General features: G+C 53.5%; 16 protein-coding genes and 3 tRNA genes. 14 read left to right on the plus strand and 5 right to left on the minus strand.

The genetic code is table 11. The features are described 5' to 3' along the window. Positions 1-5: 5 nt before the first annotated feature. The gene (locus C1N59_RS11385; RefSeq protein ID WP_191091045.1) at positions 6-296 is read right to left on the minus strand and encodes a DUF1289 domain-containing protein; all 291 of its coding nucleotides are present in this window, start codon (positions 294-296) and stop codon (positions 6-8) included. Positions 297-420: 124 nt separating this feature from the next. Here C1N59_RS11385 and C1N59_RS11390 point away from each other — a divergent pair, with 124 nt between their 5' ends. The 4 genes from C1N59_RS11390 to rnt all read left to right on the plus strand — a co-directional run bounded on the left by C1N59_RS11390 (position 421) and on the right by rnt (position 3482). After that, positions 421-1023, plus strand: a complete 603-nt coding sequence (locus C1N59_RS11390) for a TetR/AcrR family transcriptional regulator (RefSeq protein ID WP_394549530.1) — start codon at positions 421-423, stop codon at positions 1021-1023. Positions 1024-1069: 46 nt separating this feature from the next. Then, on the plus strand, positions 1070-2167 hold the full coding sequence (locus C1N59_RS11395; protein ID WP_394549531.1) for an alkene reductase: 1098 nt from the start codon (positions 1070-1072) through the stop codon (positions 2165-2167). Positions 2168-2280: 113 nt separating this feature from the next. Next, on the plus strand, positions 2281-2688 hold the full coding sequence (gene gloA / locus C1N59_RS11400) for a lactoylglutathione lyase (protein WP_033741163.1): 408 nt from the start codon (positions 2281-2283) through the stop codon (positions 2686-2688). A 122-nt stretch (positions 2689-2810) separates the two neighbouring features. Then, the gene (gene rnt, locus C1N59_RS11405) at positions 2811-3482 is read left to right on the plus strand and encodes a ribonuclease T (RefSeq protein WP_394549533.1); all 672 of its coding nucleotides are present in this window, start codon (positions 2811-2813) and stop codon (positions 3480-3482) included. Positions 3483-3520: 38 nt separating this feature from the next. On the opposite strand, the gene C1N59_RS11410 is transcribed toward rnt, so the two are convergent. Next, positions 3521-3856, minus strand: coding sequence for a Grx4 family monothiol glutaredoxin (locus C1N59_RS11410; protein WP_170317969.1), 336 nt, complete (start codon positions 3854-3856; stop codon positions 3521-3523). A gap of 364 nt (positions 3857-4220) precedes the next feature. Between C1N59_RS11410 and C1N59_RS11415 the strand changes: the two genes are divergently transcribed. Then, positions 4221-5039 carry a C40 family peptidase gene (locus C1N59_RS11415; RefSeq protein WP_394549534.1) on the plus strand — a complete coding sequence of 273 codons (819 nt, stop codon included), beginning with the start codon at positions 4221-4223 and terminating at the stop codon, positions 5037-5039. Positions 5040-5233: 194 nt separating this feature from the next. Here the strand turns inward: C1N59_RS11415 and C1N59_RS11420 are convergent, their stop codons facing one another. Then, positions 5234-5323 carry a cytochrome bd-I oxidase subunit CydH gene (locus C1N59_RS11420; RefSeq protein ID WP_100208612.1) on the minus strand — a complete coding sequence of 30 codons (90 nt, stop codon included), beginning with the start codon at positions 5321-5323 and terminating at the stop codon, positions 5234-5236. Positions 5324-5605: 282 nt separating this feature from the next. Between C1N59_RS11420 and purR the strand changes: the two genes are divergently transcribed. Further along, on the plus strand, positions 5606-6631 hold the full coding sequence (gene purR / locus C1N59_RS11425; protein ID WP_006118983.1) for an HTH-type transcriptional repressor PurR: 1026 nt from the start codon (positions 5606-5608) through the stop codon (positions 6629-6631). Here purR and punR read toward each other — a convergent pair. Beyond that, entirely contained in the window at positions 6628-7533 is a 906-nt protein-coding gene (gene punR / locus C1N59_RS11430) for a DNA-binding transcriptional activator PunR (protein ID WP_394549536.1), read from the minus strand. The genes purR and punR overlap by 4 nt on opposite strands. 108 nt (positions 7534-7641) lie before the next feature. Between punR and punC the strand changes: the two genes are divergently transcribed. Together punC and cfa are read left to right on the plus strand one after the other, a co-directional pair. Beyond that, positions 7642-8844 (plus strand): purine nucleoside transporter PunC, encoded by a 1203-nt coding sequence (gene punC, locus C1N59_RS11435; protein ID WP_277281973.1) that lies wholly within the window; start codon positions 7642-7644, stop codon positions 8842-8844. A 284-nt stretch (positions 8845-9128) separates the two neighbouring features. After that, the gene (cfa, locus tag C1N59_RS11440; protein WP_033741158.1) at positions 9129-10277 is read left to right on the plus strand and encodes a cyclopropane fatty acyl phospholipid synthase; all 1149 of its coding nucleotides are present in this window, start codon (positions 9129-9131) and stop codon (positions 10275-10277) included. A gap of 187 nt (positions 10278-10464) precedes the next feature. Here the strand turns inward: cfa and C1N59_RS11445 are convergent, their stop codons facing one another. Next, a complete protein-coding gene (locus C1N59_RS11445) occupies positions 10465-11133 on the minus strand; it encodes a riboflavin synthase (RefSeq protein WP_033741155.1) in 669 nt (222 codons plus the stop codon). A gap of 193 nt (positions 11134-11326) precedes the next feature. On the opposite strand from C1N59_RS11445, the gene C1N59_RS11450 reads away from it, so the two are divergent. The 6 genes from C1N59_RS11450 to C1N59_RS11475 all read left to right on the plus strand — a co-directional run bounded on the left by C1N59_RS11450 (position 11327) and on the right by C1N59_RS11475 (position 15396). Beyond that, on the plus strand, positions 11327-12700 hold the full coding sequence (locus C1N59_RS11450) for an MATE family efflux transporter (protein WP_006118979.1): 1374 nt from the start codon (positions 11327-11329) through the stop codon (positions 12698-12700). A gap of 152 nt (positions 12701-12852) precedes the next feature. Continuing rightward, positions 12853-12929, plus strand: a tRNA-Val gene (locus C1N59_RS11455). A 3-nt stretch (positions 12930-12932) separates the two neighbouring features. Then, positions 12933-13009, plus strand: a tRNA-Val gene (locus C1N59_RS11460). Between the two features lie 10 nt (positions 13010-13019). Further along, positions 13020-13096 (plus strand) — tRNA-Val (locus C1N59_RS11465). A 344-nt stretch (positions 13097-13440) separates the two neighbouring features. Next, a complete protein-coding gene (gene pykF / locus C1N59_RS11470) occupies positions 13441-14853 on the plus strand; it encodes a pyruvate kinase PykF (protein ID WP_033741152.1) in 1413 nt (470 codons plus the stop codon). Between the two features lie 306 nt (positions 14854-15159). Next, positions 15160-15396 (plus strand): major outer membrane lipoprotein, encoded by a 237-nt coding sequence (locus C1N59_RS11475; RefSeq protein ID WP_006118977.1) that lies wholly within the window; start codon positions 15160-15162, stop codon positions 15394-15396. Positions 15397-15556: the final 160 nt, after the last annotated feature.

The raw sequence follows: 15556 nt of genomic DNA on the forward strand, positions 1-15556 counted from the left end.
TGCGGTCAGAATAAGGTGGGTTGCTGCGGTTCCTGCGGTTCTTCTTTGTGCTGCTGACGTAACAGGCGCAAACGGCGCTGGTGACAGAGGCGGAGCACCTCACGCTTTTGACTGTCGCTGTATTGCAGCCAGTTAAAACGTTCCTCACGGCTGCGCAGGCAGCCTTTGCAGTAGCCACGTGAATCGGTTTCGCAAATACGCCGGCAGGGACTGGGTACCGGAAAAAACTCAAGCTGCTCTGCCACAACGGCCTCTACTGAAACGGTGATACGTCTATTGAAGCCAGAGTCCGGCATTTGTGCAAGAAATAATCATAACTTGAACAATTTATTCATTCTAAATCACCTTCAATTTAACACTGCGTGCCTGGCGCGCGATAAAAGTTTGCATTAGACCGATTGGTCTACCAGGATGAACCCCATGAATAAGATGCCGCAACGTAATGAAACCCGGGAACACCTGCTGACGACAGGCGAATCGCTTTGTCTGCAACGGGGCTTTACCGGCATGGGCCTGAGCCAGCTACTGAACCAGGCGCAGATCCCTAAGGGATCGTTTTATTACTATTTTCCCTCTAAAGAAGCCTTTGGCGTGGCGTTGCTTGAGCGGTACTTTGTCCGTTACCTGCAGAACCTTGAGCAGCAGCTCTTCCAGCCTGCGGGATCGGCGGGTGAGCGATTACTGGCCCATTTTCGCCATGCGCTCGATCTGTTTGAACGGCAGGGCAATATTGTGGGCTGCCTGAGCGTAAAATTATCAGCCGAAGTCTGCGACCTGTCAGAGCCTATGCGCATAGCCTTGCAGCAGGGAGCCAGCCACGTTATCGCCGCCTATGCTAAGGCGCTGACGCAGGCACAGCACGAAGAGGATTTATCTCTACCCTCGCCTCCGGAGCAACTGGCTGAACTGCTGTATGTTCTCTGGCTGGGTGCAAGTTTACAGAGCAAGCTATCCCGTAATGCACAGCCCATTCGGCTGGCCTTAATTACCATCGAACAGTGGCTAACAAAACCGCTGGTTTAAAAAAACCACCATTTGTAGACGACCGGTCTACTTGAAAGGAGTTGTTATGGCGAGTACTCAGTTGTTTCGTCCGTTAAAAGTGGGCGCAATTACCGTTCCTCATCGTGTCTTTATGGCCCCACTGACGCGTTTACGTAGCATCGAACCGGGCGATATCCCGACGCCGTTGATGGCCGAATACTATCGCCAACGTGCGGGTGCGGGGTTAATTATCACTGAAGCGACTCAGGTCTCCTTCCAGGCGAAAGGTTATGCGGGCGCGCCAGGCCTGCACACGCAGGAACAAATTGCCGCGTGGAAAGTCATCAATGAAGGCATTCATCAGGCAGGCGGCCACAGCGCAGTCCAGCTTTGGCACACCGGCCGCATTTCACATAACAGCGTTCAGCCTGAAGGTAAGGCACCGGTTGCACCGTCCGCCATTCCGGCAGGCACCCGCACCTCATTGCGTGCTGAAGACGGCAGCGTGTATCGCGATGATACCTCGATGCCGCGCGAGCTGAGCGTCAGTGAAATCCAGCAGATTGTGGCGGATTTTGGTCAGGCAGCCGCCAATGCGCGTGAAGCTGATTTCGACCTGCTGGAACTGCACTCTGCTCATGGTTATCTGATGCATCAGTTCCTGTCGCCGTCGTCTAACCATCGTACCGATGCCTACGGCGGCAGCGTGGAAAACCGTGGCCGTTTTGCGCTGGAGGTCGTCGATGCCGCCATTGCTAACTGGTCCGCAGACCGCGTAGGTATTCGCGTGTCGCCTGTTGGCAGTTTCCAGAACCTAGATAACGGTCCGAACGAAGAAGAAGATGCGCTGTGGTTTATCGCTGAGCTGGCGAAACGCAACATCGCTTATCTGCACATGTCCGAACCGGACTGGGCAGGCGGCACGCCTTACAGCGATGCGTTCCGCCAGAAAGTGCGGGATACCTTCCCGGGCGTCATCATTGGTGCCGGCGCCTACACCGTCGAAAAAGCCGATGACCTGATCAGCCGTGGCCTGATCGATGCCGTTGCGTTTGGTCGTGACTACATCGCCAACCCGGATCTGGCGCAGCGTTTACAAAAAGATGCTCCGCTTAACCCACAACGTCCCGAATCGTTCTACGGCGGTGGCGCAGAGGGCTATACTGATTATCCTGCGCTGTAAAACAGCAGGCAGCCGTGAGAAGGTGTCACGGCTGCGGTTATTGTTTGGCGATGATCGTCGCTATACTGCGTATTTATGTCATCCGGGGATGACGTTTTTTTAAAGAGGAAACTATGCGTTTACTTCATACCATGCTGCGCGTTGGCGATTTACAACGCTCAATCGATTTTTACACCCGTGTGCTGGGCATGCGTCTGCTGCGTCAAAGCGAAAATGCTGAATATAAATATACGCTTGCGTTCGTCGGCTACACCGAAGAGAGCGAAGGCGCGGTGATTGAACTGACCTATAACTGGGGCGTAGACAGCTACGACCTGGGGAATGCTTATGGCCACATTGCGCTGGGCGTTGATGATGTCGCGGCGACCTGTGAACGTATCCGTAACGACGGCGGCAACGTGACCCGTGAAGCGGGCCCGGTGAAAGGCGGTTCCACCATCATCGCCTTCGTTGAAGATCCTGACGGTTATAAGATCGAGCTGATCGAAAACAAACATGCCGGTCACGGCCTCGGTAACTAACCGTTGCCGCCCATCAGCCTGCCCCCTGCAGGCTGATTCTTACTTCCCTCGCCCACATCTGCTGCAGAGAGTGCGCTTTTTTGGCATACTACGCGCTGCCCTTTTTCTGCAATGAGATCCTGATGTCTGAATCGTCTTCCCCCAACGCACTCAATCAACGCTTTCGTGGTTTTTATCCTGTCGTGATCGATGTTGAAACGGCGGGCTTTAATGCGCAAACCGATGCGCTGCTGGAAGTCGCTGCCATCACCCTGAAAATGGATGATGAGGGTTGGCTTCATCACGACGAGACGCTGCATTTTCATGTGGAACCTTTTGTCGGTTCGCTCCTGCACCCTGAAGCGCTGGCGTTTACGGGCATCGATCCCACGAATCCCTTGCGCGGCGCAGTCACCGAATATGAGGCCCTGCATGCCATTTTTAAAATGGTGCGAAAAGGCATCAAAGAGACCGGATGCAACCGCGCCATCATGGTCGCTCACAACGCCACGTTTGATCTGAACTTTATGAATGCGGCGGCGGAACGTGCGGGCCTGAAACGCAATCCCTTTCATCCCTTTGCGACCTTCGACACGGCCGCGCTGAGCGGACTGGTGCTGGGCCAGACCGTGCTGGCAAAAGCCTGCAAAGCCGCAGGCATGGCGTTCGACAGCAGTCAGGCGCACTCCGCACTCTATGATACACAGCAAACGGCGACCTTATTTTGTGAGCTGGTTAACCGCTGGAAACGGCTGGGAGGCTGGCCGTTAGCTGTTACGGAAGCGTCGGCGACGGGTGGAGAAACAACCGAGTAACGCGCGTAAAAAAGGCCGACGAGGTCGGCCTTTTTCAGTTATTCCGCTTCTTTAAACTTCTCAGCGGTTTCTTTGATTAACGGCTGCAACTCGCCGCGCTGGAACATTTCAACAATAATGTCGCAGCCGCCGACCAGTTCGCCATCAACCCATAACTGCGGGAACGTGGGCCAGTTGGCGTATTTTGGCAGCTCTGCGCGAATATCCGGGTTCTGCAGAATATCCACGTAAGCAAAGCGCTCACCACAGGCAGACAACGCCTGGACCGCCTGCGCAGAGAAACCGCAGCTTGGCAGTTTCGGCGAACCTTTCATGTACAGCAGGATCGGGTTTTCTGCGATCTGGCGCTGAATTTTTTCTACAGTACTCATTATTGCCTTCCTTAATTCGTCACTTCGTGTTTCTTTATTGTAGCGACTTCACGCCAGGACTGAAAACGAGATTTTGGCTCGTCTGACGTTAAATCGCCATGTTTGCTAAGTAAGCTGGTCAGGCATCCGCAGGAAACTGTGACAAAGACTATGAATGTATTCATAATTTGCAATGAATTTGCTGTTATAAGAGACTGAAATTCCTGATTTATGCCTGATTTTTATCCAGGCCAGCAATTAATAAAAAAAGGACTTACTCTTTTAAAAAAAACTGGACTAGAATGACTTCGGCGCTGATCGGTGATCAGATTTTTCTTAACTTTGTCAGAGACCTGTTTGATCTGACAGCTTAACCAGTAAACGGACTATGCGTTCAATCATTACGCTTCTTATTCTGGCTTTTGCGCAACTCTTCTTTAACATCGCTGCTGCCTCCCCGCATGCGACGGTTAAGGCCAGCTTGCATAAGGTAGAGAAAAAAAGTGCGCGCGACGATGATCGGCGCAAACGACGCGCGGTTAAAGCCTCATCTAAAAAAAGTCGCGCCTCCGCTGTTCAGAAAGTCAGTAAGACCACGAAAACCAGCAAAACGACCTCTCACACCATCACGCACAAAACACTCGCTAAAACGACTGCCTCGCACAAGACGCTGAGCAAAAAAGTCGCCGCCAATGCCGCCAGCAAAAAACGGTATGGTCATCAACGTGCTGCGAAGGCGTTAACGGCAGACAATACCGAAACCGGCACCATTAAAATGAGTAAAGCGCATCGCCAGCGTTACCAGAAAGCGCGTGAAACGGCGATGGCAAAACTGATGGGGCAACTTGGCAAGCGTTATCAGTGGGGAGGCAAATCGCCCCATACGGGTTTTGATTGCAGTGGCCTCGTATGGTACGCCTACAAAGACGTCGTGAAGTTTAAGATCCCCCGTACCGCTAACGAAATGTACCATCTGCGGGATGCAGCACCGGTCAACCGCGAATCCCTTGAAAAAGGCGATCTGGTTTTCTTCCGCATCAACGGGCGTGGAACCGCAGATCATGTCGGGGTTTACCTGGGCAACGGTAAATTCATTCAGTCACCGCGTACCGGTAAAGATATTCAAATCAGTGCGTTGAGCGAAGATTACTGGCAGCGCCATTATATTGGTGCGCGTCGCGTTATGACGCCAAAGACCGTTCGCTAAACGTCCTTCATACAAAAAAGCCGGGAAAGGCAGCTTCCCGGCTTTTTTATTGCCCATATCGCCCCGATTGTGCAGCGGGGTGTTCCGGGCGAAAATGCCGCACTTGCCGGTGATACGGTCTGACAGACAGGACGTATCACCGGCAAGGCTGGACGCGCAGTCAGCCAGTATAGCGTCGCTGCAAACGAATGCGGCTAGTGCAGAATAGCGGTGAAGCTAAACGCGATGATCATCAACAGTGCGGCTGCCGTCGTCATTAATGACAGTTTTAAATCGGTACTCATCCCCTCTCCTTTAACCCTGACGTTTGTAAGGTGATAGCATTTTCACATACGCGTGGGTAAAAATCTCGTTTTATCCGCACAGCCTTGTTAGAATCCCCCCTTTGTTGCGCAACAGCGCGCAATATCGGTTGCGTCCGCGCCCTTTTCAGACGTTATTTCCTGCCCTGATGACTCAATACCGGACAGAAAAGCGATGTTTTTCGCAGAAATAACCGTCCGCTGACGCAAACGTTTAACAATATGCTTATCAATAATTTAGATAGGCCCGGGAGTTCGATTTACATGGCAACAATTAAAGATGTGGCGAAGCGTGCGGGCGTGTCCACCACGACCGTCTCACACGTCATCAATAAAACGCGCTTTGTCGCAGAAAATACCTGCGAAGCGGTGTGGGAAGCGATTCGGGAACTGCATTATTCTCCCAGCGCAGTCGCGCGTAGCCTGAAGGTGAATCACACCAAAACGCTGGGCCTGCTCGCCACGTCCAGTGAAGCGCCCTACTTTGCTGAAATTATCGAAGCCATTGAGAATCACTGCTTCGATAAAGGCTATACCCTGATTCTGGGCAACGCACATAATGACCTGCAAAAACAGCGCGCCTATCTGTCGATGATGGCGCAAAAGCGCGTTGACGGGCTTCTGGTGATGTGTTCAGAGTATCCGGATGATCTGCTGCAAATGCTGGAAGCGAACCGCAATATTCCGATGGTGGTGATGGACTGGGGCGAATCCCGTGCCGACTTTACCGATACCGTACTGGACAATGCTTTTCAGGGCGGTTATCTGGCGGGACGTTATTTGATTGAGCGTGGTCATCGCGATATTGGTGCCATTCCCGGCCAGATGGAGCGTAACACGGGAGGCGGTCGCCATGCCGGTTTCCTTAAGGCGCTGGAAGAAGCGGGTATTCAGCCACGTGCCGAATGGATTGTGCAGGGTGACTTTGAACCCGAATCTGGCTATCAGGCCATGCAGCAGATTCTGTCACAGAAGCAGCGCCCAAGCGCCGTATTCTGTGGGGGCGACATCATGGCGATGGGCGCAATCTGCGCGGCCGACGAAATGGGCCTGCGCGTGCCGCAGGATATCTCCGTCATTGGTTACGACAATGTGCGCAATGCGCGCTATTTCACTCCGGCACTGACCACGGTGCATCAACCTAAAGCCCAGTTGGGTGAGAAAGCGCTGGAGATGTTGTTAGATCGCATTACCAGTAAGCGGGAAGAGTCGCAGACGATTGAAGTCCACCCGACGCTTATTGAGCGACGCTCGGTGGGCTATGGTCCTTATCGCGATTACCGCCGTTAATCCTCGCTCAACCACTCCTGATTTAGCGTTTGCGCATCGCCCAGGTACTGGAGTAACCACCCCAGCGCCGGTGATGCGCGATCTTCCGCCCAGCTGACGCAGCAGGGACTTTCCGGAAACGCCTGTGGTAAGTTCAGCTCTGCCATCTCGCCGCTGTCCAGTAAGGGCCGCGCTAAATGGCCGGGTATCATCGCGACACACAAGCCGGCGCGCACGCAGTCCAGACCGGTTTGCCAGTCCGGGACCACCAGCCGGCGTTGGTTATCCAGCGCCCAGGTCATACGACGCGGTAACGCGCGTGACGTATCTTCCAGCACCAGAGAAGGCCAGTAGCGCAACGCCTCATCATCCAGCGTAGCAACCTGCGTCAGAGGATGCTGATGCGCCACCACGCAACGCCAGTTCAGGGTGCCCATATCGCGAAAGGCGAAACGCCCCCCCACCGGAATCGCCTGTGTCGCACCTATCGCCACATCCACTCGCCCGTCTGCCAGCGCATCCCAGACGCCGTTAAAGACCTCATAGCTGATGTGCAACTCCATGTCGGGAAAATGACGGTAAAAATCCCTGACAAACTGCCGGGTCCGCTGCGGTTTGACGATGCAGTCGACGGCAATACCAATCTGACCGCGCCAGCCGTTGGCGAGCTGTTGACACTGACGTCGTGTGGCATCCATTTTTTTGATAACGCTGCGCCCTTCCCGCACGAAATGCTCGCCCGCCGGCGTGAGAATCACCTCCCGGTGCTGGCGTTCAAACAGCGGCACAGCCAGCCAGGTTTCCAGCTGGCGAACGGTATAGCTGATGGCAGAAGGCACACGGTGCAGTTCCTGGGCGGCCGCGCTAAAGCTGCCACCGCGTGCGACCGCATCCACCACTTCCAGCGCATATTCAGACCACATAATTTGCCTTCAAAATTTTTAACAGCAACAGGCAAATTTTACCGTTTCACAGCGTGAAGTACAGCTTTTACACTGCCCCGCGTTTATTCTGCAACTGATGAGAACCCGATGTCCGCTTCAAAAGGCTTTATTCCCTATCTTGCCGTGCTCAGTATGCTGGGCTTTCTGGCAACCGATATGTACCTGCCCGCCTTCGGCGCTATGCAGCAAAGTTTTAGCACGTCAGCCGGGATGATCAGCGCCAGCATGAGTCTGTTTCTGGCCGGTTTTGCCTGTGGTCAACTGGTCTGGGGCCCCTTATCTGATCGGTTGGGGCGTAAGCCGGTGCTGCTGGCAGGCCTCGCCCTGTTTGCTCTGGGCTGTGCGGGTATGTTGTGGGTAGATAATGTGATCCTGATGCTGGTACTGCGTTTTGTGCAGGCTATCGGCGTGTGCGCGGCGGCCGTCAGCTGGCAGGCGCTGGTCGTCGATCGCTATCCTCAGTCACAGGCTAATAAAGTCTTTGCTACCATTATGCCGCTCGTCGCGCTGTCTCCCGCCCTGGCGCCGTTACTGGGCGCCTGGCTGATCGGCCATTTTCACTGGCGCGCCATTTTTGCGGTGCTGACGGGAATTGCTGTGGCGCTCATCCTGGTCACGCTGCGCCTGCCTTCGCCGCAAAAAAAGCAACGTTCCCCTGCTCCGCAGCCTGGGTTTCTGACGCTGCTGCGCGCACGTGCCTACAGCGGTAACGTACTGATGTATTCCGCCTGCTCAGCCAGTTTTTTTGCATGGCTGACGGGTTCGCCGTTTATCCTGGCTGATATTGGTCTGTCTCCTGCGGATATCGGGCTCAGTTATATTCCCCAAACCATCGCCTTTTTAATCGGCGGGTTTGGCTGCCGTGCGCTGCTCAACCGGTTTTCTGGCGCAACGCTGCTGCCGTGGCTGCTCGGCGTCTATAGCCTGAGTGTCGGGGCGCTGTTTGCCGTCGCGCTTTCGGGAAGCCCGTCACTCACGGCGTTACTGGTGCCGTTCTGCGGCATGGCGCTGGCAAATGGCGCGATTTATCCGATTGTGGTGTCCAGTGCGCTGCTGCCCTTCCCAAATGCCACCGGGAAAGCGGCGGCATTGCAGAACACGCTTCAGCTCGGACTCTGTTTTGCCGCCAGCCTTGCGGTGTCCGCAGGCTTGATCCAGGCTCTGTTTACGACCACGCTAATTATGATGGTGACGATTGGTCTGGCATGGATGGGCTATCAGCTACAGCGCCGCGCCGGCGCACAAACTGATATTGCCTCATCTGCACATCCCTGCCAGGATAATCACTGAGGCAACGATTTGCGTGTTACCCGTTTTCACTGACTGAATCAGGGTCTGCCAGTGTGCCTCCTCTGCCAGACCCACTCGCACTGTCATCATAATAAAAATGTTTCACACAGCCTTCAGGCTGTGACGGCATCTGTGTGAGCAACGCTGCATGGATACCGACGTTTTCTCTTCTCTGTACCCTTTTTGTTGTCTGGCGCAAGGCGTCATCTGTGACTTTTCTCATAATCCTGAGAAACAGCTCCTGCTTTTTCTCAGGTTCTGACGGTTCTGGTGATGGAGTGGCTATGAGTTCATCATGTGTAGAAGAAGTAGGCATCGAACGTAACCATTGGTATCGCATCGTTCAGGAGTTACTGCAAAAAGCCGATATTGAAATTAACGGTTCGCGGCCCTGGGATATTCAGGTTAAACACCCCGATTTTTTCAAACGGGTTCTGCAGAAAGGATCGCTGGGCCTGGGCGAGAGTTATATGGATGGCTGGTGGGAATGCGAGCGGCTGGATATGTTTTTTCATCGGGCGCTGAAGCATAAACTCGACGAGCAACTGCCGCATCATATTCAGGACATCCTGCGTATTGCGCTGGCGCGTCTGGTGAACCTGCAATCCAAAAAGCGGGCCTGGCAGGTGGGTAAAGCCCACTACGATTTAGGCAACGATCTCTTCAGCCTGATGCTGGATCCTTACATGCAGTATTCCTGCGCGTACTGGAAAGACGCCACCACGCTTGAGGCGGCGCAGGAAGCCAAACTCGATATGATTTGCCGCAAGCTGCAACTCAAACCGGGAATGCGCCTGCTGGATATCGGCTGCGGCTGGGGCGGCCTGGCGGCCTTTGCCGCCAGAAATTATGGCGTGAGCGTTCAGGGCGTAACCATCTCGGCAGAGCAACAAAAACTGGCTCAACAGCGCTGTGAGGGGCTGGATGTCCAAATCCTGTTGCAGGACTACCGCGATCTCGATCAGCAGTTTGATCGCATTGTGTCCGTGGGCATGTTTGAACATGTCGGGCCTAAAAATTACCCCACCTATTTTGCTACGGTCGATCGCAACCTGAAGCCTGACGGGATTTTCCTGCTTCACACAATAGGCGCGATCAAAACGGATATGCATGTCGATCCCTGGATTGGCAAATATATCTTTCCGAACGGCTGCCTGCCTTCTTTGCGCCATATCGCCGACGTCAGCGAACCCCATTTTATTATGGAAGACTGGCATAACTTTGGCGCGGACTATGACACGACATTGATGGCCTGGCACGAACGCTTCTTACATGCCTGGCCGCAGCTTGCCGGGCGCTATGACGAACGCTTCCGCCGCATGTTCACGTACTATCTGAATGCCTGCGCGGGTGCGTTTCGCGCCCGCGAGATCCAGCTATGGCAGGTGGTGTTTAGCCGAGGCATAGAGGGGGGATTGCGCGTAGCACGGTAACAGGACGCGCTGCGGTTTGGCGCCGCGCATTGCCCGAACCGGCTCAGGTCGGTTGACTGAGATGCCGGGGCGACGAAACGCGACGGCGCGTCAGCGGTTTCCCGATAAAAAAGCAGCCCTGATAACAGGGCTGCTTTTTTTGCAATACCCGCATGCGGATGACAACAAGATTGTTGCCAGGCGGGCCTTATTCGTGATCGGCTTCCGGCTGATCGGCCTGCTCCGCAAGTGCCTTCACGGCAGCGGCTTCACGCTGCGCCAGCACGCGCTCTACCGTATCCACAATGGCCTGTGTATGGGGATCGATTTCAATGTTGACCCGATCGCCAAAGGTTTTGGCTCCCAGAGTGGTGCGCTCCAGCGTTTCAGGAATCAAATGGACGCAGAACTTCGTTTTTGTCACATCACCCACAGTCAGACTGATGCCATCAATGCCGACAAATCCTTTGTGCAGGATGTATTTCATCTGCAGAGGATCCTGAATCCTGAACCACACTTCGCGGTTGTTTTCAGAGCGGATAATTTTGCAAATTTCTGCCGTGGTCATGATATGGCCCGACATCAGGTGTCCGCCAATCTCATCACTGAATTTGGCCGCGCGTTCAATATTCACCACGTCGCCCTGGCGCAAGTCGCCCAGATTGGTCACGCGTAAGGTTTCTTTGATCAGGTCAAAACTCACCAAATCACCGTTAATCTCGGTAACGGTCAGGCAACAGCCGTTATGGGCCACGGATGCGCCAAGTGCCAGGCCTGGCACCAGTTCAGCGGGAAGCCGGACAACATGAGTACGGAATAAACCTTTATCTTCAATGGACACGATTTCTGCGGTGCCCTGCACAATACCGGTAAACATAATCTTTGCCTCTGTGAAGTTTGCCTCCAGTTTATCACAGGCGCGCTTAACTTTTAGATTTCAACGTGCTGAGAGATGCGCAACCGCAAAGCGTGACAAAGATTGGAGAAATCGGCTGCGGCAGTTACACTAGTCCCGACTTCGCCTGAAGTCGTCCTCATTTCCTTATTAATCACACAAGTCAGGTGTTTACGTGCAGAAGTATTTAACAGAAGCGCGTCAATTGCTGGCCCTCGCGATTCCCGTTATCCTGGCTCAGGTGGCGCAAACCGCGATGGGATTTGTAGATACCATTATGGCCGGCGCCGTCAGCGCCACGGATATGGCCGCCGTCGCTGTTGGCACGTCCATTTGGCTTCCCGCCATCCTGTTTGGTCATGGTGTTTTACTGGCATTGACGCCGACCATTGCGCAACTTAATGGTTCAGGTCGCCGCGAGCGCATTGCTGAACAGATTCGTCAGGGGTTTTGGCTGGCGTTTTTTCTCTCATTGCTCATCATGCTGGTCCTCTGGAACGCGGGCTATTTTATTCGCTCGATGCATGATATCGATCCGCTGCTGGCTGAAAAAGCGGAAGGTTATCTGCATGCCCTGCTGTTTGGCGCGCCGGGTTACCTGTTTTTTCAGGTGATGCGTAACCAGTGCGAAGGGCTGTCTAAAACCAAGCCCGGCATGGTGCTGGGCTTTCTGGGATTGATGCTCAACATTCCGCTCAACTATGTCTTTATCTATGGGCATTTTGGTATGCCCGCGTTGGGCGGTGTGGGCTGTGGCGTCGCTACCGCCTCCGTTTACTGGGCGATGTTTATCTGTATGCGCTTTTGGGTGCGGCGCATGCGCAGCATGCAGGATATCCGGCCTGAACAGCGCTGGTCATCGCCCTCGGCCGCCATTCTGAAACGTCTGGCCGGTCTGGGCCTGCCGGTCGCCCTGGCGCTGTTTTTTGAAGTGACCCTGTTTGCCGTGGTGGCGCTGTTAGTCTCCCCGCTGGGCATTGTGAATGTGGCTGGTCACCAGATTGCCCTGAACTTCAGCTCACTGATGTTCGTGCTGCCGCTGTCATTGGGCGTCGCGACAACCATTCGCGTGGGCTATCGTCTGGGTCAGGGATCAACCGAACAGGCGCGCGTGTCCGCCTGGACCGCGCAGGGCGTGGGCGTGAGTATGGCCGTGCTTACGGCGATCTTTACGGTGACCTTCCGCCATCACATTGCGCAGCTCTATAACGATAACCCCGACGTAGTGACGCTGGCTGCTCAACTGATGATGCTGGCCGCCATTTACCAGATTTCGGATTCCATTCAGGTGATTGGCAGCGGTATCCTGCGCGGTTACAAAGACACAAGGTCCATTTTCTTTATAACCTTTATCGCCTACTGGCTACTGGGGCTGCCTTCAGGGTATATCCTGGCGTTGACCGACTGGGTGGTGCCGCGCATGGGCCCGGCAGGATTCTGGTGTGGGTTTATTGTCGGCCTGACCTCAGCCGCCGTCATGATGCTGTGGCGGGTTCGGCGTTTGCAGCAACTCCCGGCCGCGTTAATCCTTTCGCGCGCATCGCGTTAAAAGCAGAACGGGCCGTAACAGGCCCGTTACGTTCAAAAAAACGACGCTTCGCACAGATGATGTTCATTCATTTGCAATTTTGCGTTTTTCCCCTTGCCAGCCTTCTGCGCTGTCGTTAATATTCGTCCCCGCTGTCGCCCTGACAGCATGTTGCGCTCTTAGCTCAGTTGGTTAGAGCACCACCTTGACATGGTGGGGGTCGATGGTTCGAGTCCATTAGAGCGCACCAAGTGCGTCCGTAGCTCAGTTGGTTAGAGCACCACCTTGACATGGTGGGGGTCGGTGGTTCGAGTCCACTCGGACGCACCAAATTTACTTTGCGCTCTTAGCTCAGTTGGTTAGAGCACCACCTTGACATGGTGGGGGTCGATGGTTCGAGTCCATTAGAGCGCACCACTCTTTTACTTCCTTTCTTCACTTGCGCAACAACCCATTTCTTGATTTACATTACCTTTACGTACTGTTTTTCGATTGGTTTTCGCATACTTAGTGATTATACTGGCCGCGTTGTTTACTTGAAAGGTTTCAGCGACTACGTGCTTATGACGATAATTAAGATTGTTTGCGCAACAACGTCCCGGTGGTTAAGCCAACTAACCACGCAACTTCTCTGCACGCCTGGCCTTCGTCACCTATTCTTATCCTGTATCACCCTTTTCTCTTTCAACCAGCGTTTTCATTTCGGTGCGCTGTCATCGAAACCCTATTTATCATCCATCACAACTTACAGATAACCCGTCATGAAAAAGACTAAGATCGTTTGTACTATCGGCCCAAAAACCGAATCCGAAGAGATGTTGACCCAGCTGCTTGAAGCAGGCATGAACGTGATGCGTCTGAACTTCTCGCACGGCGACTATGCAGAACACGGTCAGCGCATCACCAATATGCGTGCTGTCACCCAAAAAACTGGCATTCCTGCCGCTATTCTGCTGGATACCAAAGGTCCGGAAATCCGCACCATGAAGCTGGAAGGTGGCAATGATGTGTCACTGAAAGCTGGCCAGACCTTTACTTTTACCACTGACCAGAGCGTGATTGGCAACAGCGAACGTGTTGCGGTGACGTATTCTGGCTTTGCCAACGATTTGAAAATCGGCAATACCGTTCTGGTTGACGATGGTCTGATCGGCATGAAAGTGACTGAAGTCACCGAAAACAGCGTCATCTGTGAAGTCCTGAACAACGGTGATTTAGGTGAGAATAAAGGTGTTAACCTGCCAGGCGTTTCTATCCAGTTGCCTGCGCTGGCCGAGAAAGACAAACGCGACCTGATTTTTGGTTGTGAGCAAGGCGTTGATTTCGTTGCCGCGTCCTTTATCCGTAAGCGCTCTGACGTGCTGGAAATCCGTGAGCACCTGAAGCAGCACGGCGGCGAAAATATTCAGATCATCTCTAAAATTGAAAACCAGGAAGGCCTGAACAACTTCGACGAGATCCTGGATGCGTCTGACGGCATCATGGTCGCCCGTGGCGATTTGGGCGTTGAAATCCCGGTTGAAGAAGTGATCTTCGCGCAGAAGATGATGATCAAAAAATGTAATAAGGCGCGTAAGGTTGTTATCACCGCCACCCAGATGCTGGATTCCATGATCAAGAATCCACGCCCTACTCGCGCAGAAGCCGGCGACGTAGCGAACGCCATCCTGGACGGGACGGACGCCGTCATGCTGTCGGGCGAAAGTGCGAAAGGCCGTTATCCGCTGGAGTCGGTCACCATCATGGCGACCATCTGTGAGCGTACCGACCGCGTGATGAAGCCGCGCATTGATGAGCAGAATGACAACCGCAAACTGCGTATCACCGAAGCGGTGTGCCGTGGTGCCGTTGAAACCGCCGAGAAGCTCGAAGCGCCACTTATCGTTGTCGCAACAGAAGGCGGTAAATCAGCGAAGGCCGTGCGTAAGTACTTCCCTAACGCCACCATCCTGGCCTTAACCACCAATGCCACCACAGCGCGTCAGTTGATTCTGAGCAAAGGTATTGAGACGCGTATGGTCAGCGAAATTGCCTCAACTGACGATTTCTATCGTCTGGGTAAAGAAGCGGCGCTGGAAAGCGGTTTTGCTCAAAAAGGCGATGTTGTTGTGCTGGTTTCTGGCGCGCTGGTGCCAAGTGGAACCACGAATACCGCATCGGTACACGTGCTGTAATACGGGGTTTATGGCTTTATTATCGAAAGCGCCTTAAAAGGCGCTTTTTTTATGGGCTTTGTAATACAGATTCCTGAAAACGCCAGCCCAAAACAACAATAAAAACGCCCCTGAAATTAAGGTTAATCCGATTAAATCTCTCTGTTTTAGCTAAATTTTTTTATCTTCTTCTTTGATCCGCTGTTTCTTTGAGCGAACGATCATGTTTAAGCATGTTCTTATCAAAAAATTATTCTCAAGTTAAAAAGCTTTGTGTAATACTTGTAACGCTACATGGAGATTAACTCAATCTAGAGGGTATAAATAATGAATCGTACTAAACTGGTACTGGGCGCGGTAATCCTGGGTTCAACTCTGCTGGCTGGTTGCTCAAGCAACGCTAAAATCGACCAGCTGTCTTCAGACGTTCAGACTCTGAACGCTAAAGTTGACCAGCTGAGCAACGACGTGAACGCAGTGCGTTCTGACGTTCAGGCTGCTAAAGATGACGCAGCTCGCGCTAACCAGCGTCTGGACAACCAGGCTCACTCTTACCGTAAGTAAGAGTTCTGGTTTTAAAAATGGTGCCCTTGTGGCACCATTTTTTTTGTCTGCTGATCCGCAACTAACGCCTTCTCTTTCACTGATGCCGCGTCGTTCGTCGACAGCACGTTTGCCCTGTCCTGCCTCGTTTACTGTCGCGACTGTCCGTTAGCCCCATTCC

The organism is Pantoea sp. SGAir0183, assembly GCF_043545505.1.

Coding starts and splice junctions, on each gene's coding strand:
- C1N59_RS11475 (WP_006118977.1), top strand. CDS start 15,160: ATGAATCGTACTAAACTGGTACTGGGCGCGGTAATCCTGGGTTCAACT.
- purR (WP_006118983.1), top strand. CDS start 5,606: ATGGCAACAATTAAAGATGTGGCGAAGCGTGCGGGCGTGTCCACCACG.
- pykF (WP_033741152.1), top strand. CDS start 13,441: ATGAAAAAGACTAAGATCGTTTGTACTATCGGCCCAAAAACCGAATCC.
- C1N59_RS11385 (WP_191091045.1), bottom strand. CDS start 296: ATGCCGGACTCTGGCTTCAATAGACGTATCACCGTTTCAGTAGAGGCC.
- C1N59_RS11415 (WP_394549534.1), top strand. CDS start 4,221: ATGCGTTCAATCATTACGCTTCTTATTCTGGCTTTTGCGCAACTCTTC.
- C1N59_RS11390 (WP_394549530.1), top strand. CDS start 421: ATGAATAAGATGCCGCAACGTAATGAAACCCGGGAACACCTGCTGACG.
- rnt (WP_394549533.1), top strand. CDS start 2,811: ATGTCTGAATCGTCTTCCCCCAACGCACTCAATCAACGCTTTCGTGGT.
- punR (WP_394549536.1), bottom strand. CDS start 7,533: ATGTGGTCTGAATATGCGCTGGAAGTGGTGGATGCGGTCGCACGCGGT.
- gloA (WP_033741163.1), top strand. CDS start 2,281: ATGCGTTTACTTCATACCATGCTGCGCGTTGGCGATTTACAACGCTCA.
- punC (WP_277281973.1), top strand. CDS start 7,642: ATGTCCGCTTCAAAAGGCTTTATTCCCTATCTTGCCGTGCTCAGTATG.
- C1N59_RS11420 (WP_100208612.1), bottom strand. CDS start 5,323: ATGAGTACCGATTTAAAACTGTCATTAATGACGACGGCAGCCGCACTG.
- C1N59_RS11395 (WP_394549531.1), top strand. CDS start 1,070: ATGGCGAGTACTCAGTTGTTTCGTCCGTTAAAAGTGGGCGCAATTACC.
- cfa (WP_033741158.1), top strand. CDS start 9,129: ATGAGTTCATCATGTGTAGAAGAAGTAGGCATCGAACGTAACCATTGG.
- C1N59_RS11445 (WP_033741155.1), bottom strand. CDS start 11,133: ATGTTTACCGGTATTGTGCAGGGCACCGCAGAAATCGTGTCCATTGAA.